General features: G+C 44.7%; 9 protein-coding genes. All 9 read left to right on the top strand.

The features are described from left to right. Positions 1 to 7: 7 nt before the first annotated feature. The gene (locus BN1130_RS23315; protein ID WP_503089941.1) at positions 8 to 169 is read left to right on the top strand and encodes a hypothetical protein; all 162 of its coding nucleotides are present in this window, start codon (positions 8 to 10) and stop codon (positions 167 to 169) included. A 63-nt stretch (positions 170 to 232) separates the two neighbouring features. Further along, the gene (locus BN1130_RS23320) at positions 233 to 1,774 is read left to right on the top strand and encodes a replication endonuclease (RefSeq protein WP_000252566.1); all 1,542 of its coding nucleotides are present in this window, start codon (positions 233 to 235) and stop codon (positions 1,772 to 1,774) included. Next, complete coding sequence (locus tag BN1130_RS23325; RefSeq protein ID WP_435988044.1) at positions 1,707 to 1,859, top strand: hypothetical protein; 153 nt, start codon at positions 1,707 to 1,709, stop codon at positions 1,857 to 1,859. Before BN1130_RS23320 ends, BN1130_RS23325 begins: the two co-directional genes overlap by 68 nt. Further along, positions 1,792 to 2,031: a phage DNA packaging protein C gene (locus BN1130_RS23330; RefSeq protein ID WP_016670801.1), complete on the top strand. Its 240-nt coding sequence runs from the start codon at positions 1,792 to 1,794 to the stop codon at positions 2,029 to 2,031. Before BN1130_RS23325 ends, BN1130_RS23330 begins: the two co-directional genes overlap by 68 nt. Next, positions 2,028 to 2,486 carry a scaffolding protein D gene (locus tag BN1130_RS23335; protein ID WP_000084700.1) on the top strand — a complete coding sequence of 153 codons (459 nt, stop codon included), beginning with the start codon at positions 2,028 to 2,030 and terminating at the stop codon, positions 2,484 to 2,486. Before BN1130_RS23330 ends, BN1130_RS23335 begins: the two co-directional genes overlap by 4 nt. Beyond that, the gene (locus BN1130_RS23340) at positions 2,486 to 2,602 is read left to right on the top strand and encodes a phage DNA packaging protein J (RefSeq protein ID WP_000033471.1); all 117 of its coding nucleotides are present in this window, start codon (positions 2,486 to 2,488) and stop codon (positions 2,600 to 2,602) included. Before BN1130_RS23335 ends, BN1130_RS23340 begins: the two co-directional genes overlap by 1 nt. Positions 2,603 to 2,638: 36 nt before the next feature. Then, complete coding sequence (locus tag BN1130_RS23345) at positions 2,639 to 3,922, top strand: major capsid protein (protein ID WP_000065572.1); 1,284 nt, start codon at positions 2,639 to 2,641, stop codon at positions 3,920 to 3,922. Positions 3,923 to 4,032: 110 nt separating this feature from the next. After that, complete coding sequence (locus tag BN1130_RS23350; protein WP_000487867.1) at positions 4,033 to 4,560, top strand: hypothetical protein; 528 nt, start codon at positions 4,033 to 4,035, stop codon at positions 4,558 to 4,560. An 8-nt stretch (positions 4,561 to 4,568) separates the two neighbouring features. After that, a partial coding sequence (locus BN1130_RS23355) for a Minor spike protein (RefSeq protein ID WP_042044090.1) occupies positions 4,569 to 5,391 on the top strand: 823 nt, incomplete at its 3' end.

Raw genomic sequence — 5,391 nt, forward strand, 5'->3', positions numbered from 1 at the left:
TTCTCATATTGGCGCTACTGCAAAGGATATTTCTAATGTCGTCACTGATGCTGCTTCTGGTGTGGTTGATATTTTTCATGGTATTGATAAAGCTGTTGCCGATACTTGGAACAATTTCTGGAAAGACGGTAAAGCTGATGGTATTGGCTCTAATTTGTCTAGGAAATAACCGTCAGGATTGACACCCTCCCAATTGTATGTTTTCATGCCTCCAAATCTTGGAGGCTTTTTTATGGTTCGTTCTTATTACCCTTCTGAATGTCACGCTGATTATTTTGACTTTGAGCGTATCGAGGCTCTTAAACCTGCTATTGAGGCTTGTGGCATTTCTACTCTTTCTCAATCCCCAATGCTTGGCTTCCATAAGCAGATGGATAACCGCATCAAGCTCTTGGAAGAGATTCTGTCTTTTCGTATGCAGGGCGTTGAGTTCGATAATGGTGATATGTATGTTGACGGCCATAAGGCTGCTTCTGACGTTCGTGATGAGTTTGTATCTGTTACTGAGAAGTTAATGGATGAATTGGCACAATGCTACAATGTGCTCCCCCAACTTGATATTAATAACACTATAGACCACCGCCCCGAAGGGGACGAAAAATGGTTTTTAGAGAACGAGAAGACGGTTACGCAGTTTTGCCGCAAGCTGGCTGCTGAACGCCCTCTTAAGGATATTCGCGATGAGTATAATTACCCCAAAAAGAAAGGTATTAAGGATGAGTGTTCAAGATTGCTGGAGGCCTCCACTATGAAATCGCGTAGAGGCTTTGCTATTCAGCGTTTGATGAATGCAATGCGACAGGCTCATGCTGATGGTTGGTTTATCGTTTTTGACACTCTCACGTTGGCTGACGACCGATTAGAGGCGTTTTATGATAATCCCAATGCTTTGCGTGACTATTTTCGTGATATTGGTCGTATGGTTCTTGCTGCCGAGGGTCGCAAGGCTAATGATTCACACGCCGACTGCTATCAGTATTTTTGTGTGCCTGAGTATGGTACAGCTAATGGCCGTCTTCATTTCCATGCGGTGCACTTTATGCGGACACTTCCTACAGGTAGCGTTGACCCTAATTTTGGTCGTCGGGTACGCAATCGCCGCCAGTTAAATAGCTTGCAAAATACGTGGCCTTATGGTTACAGTATGCCCATCGCAGTTCGCTACACGCAGGACGCTTTTTCACGTTCTGGTTGGTTGTGGCCTGTTGATGCTAAAGGTGAGCCGCTTAAAGCTACCAGTTATATGGCTGTTGGTTTCTATGTGGCTAAATACGTTAACAAAAAGTCAGATATGGACCTTGCTGCTAAAGGTCTAGGAGCTAAAGAATGGAACAACTCACTAAAAACCAAGCTGTCGCTACTTCCCAAGAAGCTGTTCAGAATCAGAATGAGCCGCAACTTCGGGATGAAAATGCTCACAATGACAAATCTGTCCACGGAGTGCTTAATCCAACTTACCAAGCTGGGTTACGACGCGACGCCGTTCAACCAGATATTGAAGCAGAACGCAAAAAGAGAGATGAGATTGAGGCTGGGAAAAGTTACTGTAGCCGACGTTTTGGCGGCGCAACCTGTGACGACAAATCTGCTCAAATTTATGCGCGCTTCGATAAAAATGATTGGCGTATCCAACCTGCAGAGTTTTATCGCTTCCATGACGCAGAAGTTAACACTTTCGGATATTTCTGATGAGTCGAAAAATTATCTTGATAAAGCAGGAATTACTACTGCTTGTTTACGAATTAAATCGAAGTGGACTGCTGGCGGAAAATGAGAAAATTCGACCTATCCTTGCGCAGCTCGAGAAGCTCTTACTTTGCGACCTTTCGCCATCAACTAACGATTCTGTCAAAAACTGACGCGTTGGATGAGGAGAAGTGGCTTAATATGCTTGGCACGTTCGTCAAGGACTGGTTTAGATATGAGTCACATTTTGTTCATGGTAGAGATTCTCTTGTTGACATTTTAAAAGAGCGTGGATTACTATCTGAGTCCGATGCTGTTCAACCACTAATAGGTAAGAAATCATGAGTCAAGTTACTGAACAATCCGTACGTTTCCAGACCGCTTTGGCCTCTATTAAGCTCATTCAGGCTTCTGCCGTTTTGGATTTAACCGAAGATGATTTCGATTTTCTGACGAGTAACAAAGTTTGGATTGCTACTGACCGCTCTCGTGCTCGTCGCTGCGTTGAGGCTTGCGTTTATGGTACGCTGGACTTTGTAGGATACCCTCGCTTTCCTGCTCCTGTTGAGTTTATTGCTGCCGTCATTGCTTATTATGTTCATCCCGTCAACATTCAAACGGCCTGTCTCATCATGGAAGGCGCTGAATTTACGGAAAACATTATTAATGGCGTCGAGCGTCCGGTTAAAGCCGCTGAATTGTTCGCGTTTACCTTGCGTGTACGCGCAGGAAACACTGACGTTCTTACTGACGCAGAAGAAAACGTGCGTCAAAAATTACGTGCAGAAGGAGTGATGTAATGTCTAAAGGTAAAAAACGTTCTGGCGCTCGCCCTGGTCGTCCGCAGCCGTTGCGAGGTACTAAAGGCAAGCGTAAAGGCGCTCGTCTTTGGTATGTAGGTGGTCAACAATTTTAATTGCAGGGGCTTCGGCCCCTTACTTGAGGATAAATTATGTCTAATATTCAAACTGGCGCCGAGCGTATGCCGCATGACCTTTCCCATCTTGGCTTCCTTGCTGGTCAGATTGGTCGTCTTATTACCATTTCAACTACTCCGGTTATCGCTGGCGACTCCTTCGAGATGGACGCCGTTGGCGCTCTCCGTCTTTCTCCATTGCGTCGTGGCCTTGCTATTGACTCTACTGTAGACATTTTTACTTTTTATGTCCCTCATCGTCACGTTTATGGTGAACAGTGGATTAAGTTCATGAAGGATGGTGTTAATGCCACTCCTCTCCCGACTGTTAACACTACTGGTTATATTGACCATGCCGCTTTTCTTGGCACGATTAACCCTGATACCAATAAAATCCCTAAGCATTTGTTTCAGGGTTATTTGAATATCTATAACAACTATTTTAAAGCGCCGTGGATGCCTGACCGTACCGAGGCTAACCCTAATGAGCTTAATCAAGATGATGCTCGTTATGGTTTCCGTTGCTGCCATCTCAAAAACATTTGGACTGCTCCGCTTCCTCCTGAGACTGAGCTTTCTCGCCAAATGACGACTTCTACCACATCTATTGACATTATGGGTCTGCAAGCTGCTTATGCTAATTTGCATACTGACCAAGAACGTGATTACTTCATGCAGCGTTACCATGATGTTATTTCTTCATTTGGAGGTAAAACCTCTTATGACGCTGACAACCGTCCTTTACTTGTCATGCGCTCTAATCTCTGGGCATCTGGCTATGATGTTGATGGAACTGACCAAACGTCGTTAGGCCAGTTTTCTGGTCGTGTTCAACAGACCTATAAACATTCTGTGCCGCGTTTCTTTGTTCCTGAGCATGGCACTATGTTTACTCTTGCGCTTGTTCGTTTTCCGCCTACTGCGACTAAAGAGATTCAGTACCTTAACGCTAAAGGTGCTTTGACTTATACCGATATTGCTGGCGACCCTGTTTTGTATGGCAACTTGCCGCCGCGTGAAATTTCTATGAAGGATGTTTTCCGTTCTGGTGATTCGTCTAAGAAGTTTAAGATTGCTGAGGGTCAGTGGTATCGTTATGCGCCTTCGTATGTTTCTCCTGCTTATCACCTTCTTGAAGGCTTCCCATTCATTCAGGAACCGCCTTCTGGTGATTTGCAAGAACGCGTACTTATTCGCCACCATGATTATGACCAGTGTTTCCAGTCCGTTCAGTTGTTGCAGTGGAATAGTCAGGTTAAATTTAATGTGACCGTTTATCGCAATCTGCCGACCACTCGCGATTCAATCATGACTTCGTGATAAAAGATTGAGTGTGAGGTTATAACGCCGAAGCGGTAAAAATTTTAATTTTTGCCGCTGAGGGGTTGACCAAGCGAAGCGCGGTAGGTTTTCTGCTTAGGAGTTTAATCATGTTTCAGACTTTTATTTCTCGCCATAATTCAAACTTTTTTTCTGATAAGCTGGTTCTCACTTCTGTTACTCCAGCTTCTTCGGCACCTGTTTTACAGACACCTAAAGCTACATCGTCAACGTTATATTTTGATAGTTTGACGGTTAATGCTGGTAATGGTGGTTTTCTTCATTGCATTCAGATGGATACATCTGTCAACGCCGCTAATCAGGTTGTTTCTGTTGGTGCTGATATTGCTTTTGATGCCGACCCTAAATTTTTTGCCTGTTTGGTTCGCTTTGAGTCTTCTTCGGTTCCGACTACCCTCCCGACTGCCTATGATGTTTATCCTTTGGATGGTCGCCATGATGGTGGTTATTATACCGTCAAGGACTGTGTGACTATTGACGTCCTTCCCCGTACGCCGGGCAATAATGTTTATGTTGGTTTCATGGTTTGGTCTAACTTTACCGCTACTAAATGCCGCGGATTGGTTTCGCTGAATCAGGTTATTAAAGAGATTATTTGTCTCCAGCCACTTAAGTGAGGTGATTTATGTTTGGTGCTATTGCTGGCGGTATTGCTTCTGCTCTTGCTGGTGGCGCCATGTCTAAATTGTTTGGAGGCGGTCAAAAAGCCGCCTCCGGTGGCATTCAAGGTGATGTGCTTGCTACCGATAACAATACTGTAGGCATGGGTGATGCTGGTATTAAATCTGCCATTCAAGGCTCTAATGTTCCTAACCCTGATGAGGCCGTCCCTAGTTTTGTTTCTGGTGCTATGGCTAAAGCTGGTAAAGGACTTCTTGAAGGTACGTTGCAGGCTGGCACTTCTGCCGTTTCTGATAAGTTGCTTGATTTGGTTGGACTTGGTGGCAAGTCTGCCGCTGATAAAGGAAAGGATACTCGTGATTATCTTGCTGCTGCATTTCCTGAGCTTAATGCTTGGGAGCGTGCTGGTGCTGATGCTTCCTCTGCTGGTATGGTTGACGCCGGATTTGAGAATCAAAAAGAGCTTACTAAAATGCAACTGGACAATCAGAAAGAGATTGCCGAGATGCAAAATGAGACTCAAAAAGAGATTGCTGGCATTCAGTCGGCGACTTCACGCCAGAATACGAAAGACCAGGTATATGCACAAAATGAGATGCTTGCTTATCAACAGAAGGAGTCTACTGCTCGCGTTGCGTCTATTATGGAAAACACCAATCTTTCCAAGCAACAGCAGGTTTCCGAGATTATGCGCCAAATGCTTACTCAAGCTCAAACGGCTGGTCAGTATTTTACCAATGACCAAATCAAAGAAATGACTCGCAAGGTTAGTGCTGAGGTTGACTTAGTTCATCAGCAAACGCAGAATCAGCGGTATGGCTCTTCTC

The sequence above is a fragment of the Aeromonas rivuli genome, assembly GCF_000820045.1.
In the GTDB taxonomy this organism is placed as follows: Bacteria; Pseudomonadota; Gammaproteobacteria; order Enterobacterales; family Aeromonadaceae; genus Aeromonas; species Aeromonas rivuli.

Excerpts from the sequence above, each read along its gene's own strand:
- BN1130_RS23320 (WP_000252566.1), top strand. The coding sequence starts at position 233 with ATGGTTCGTTCTTATTACCCTTCTGAATGTCACGCTGATTATTTTGAC.
- BN1130_RS23335 (WP_000084700.1), top strand. The coding sequence starts at position 2,028 with ATGAGTCAAGTTACTGAACAATCCGTACGTTTCCAGACCGCTTTGGCC.
- BN1130_RS23340 (WP_000033471.1), top strand. The coding sequence starts at position 2,486 with ATGTCTAAAGGTAAAAAACGTTCTGGCGCTCGCCCTGGTCGTCCGCAG.
- BN1130_RS23345 (WP_000065572.1), top strand. The coding sequence starts at position 2,639 with ATGTCTAATATTCAAACTGGCGCCGAGCGTATGCCGCATGACCTTTCC.
- BN1130_RS23350 (WP_000487867.1), top strand. The coding sequence starts at position 4,033 with ATGTTTCAGACTTTTATTTCTCGCCATAATTCAAACTTTTTTTCTGAT.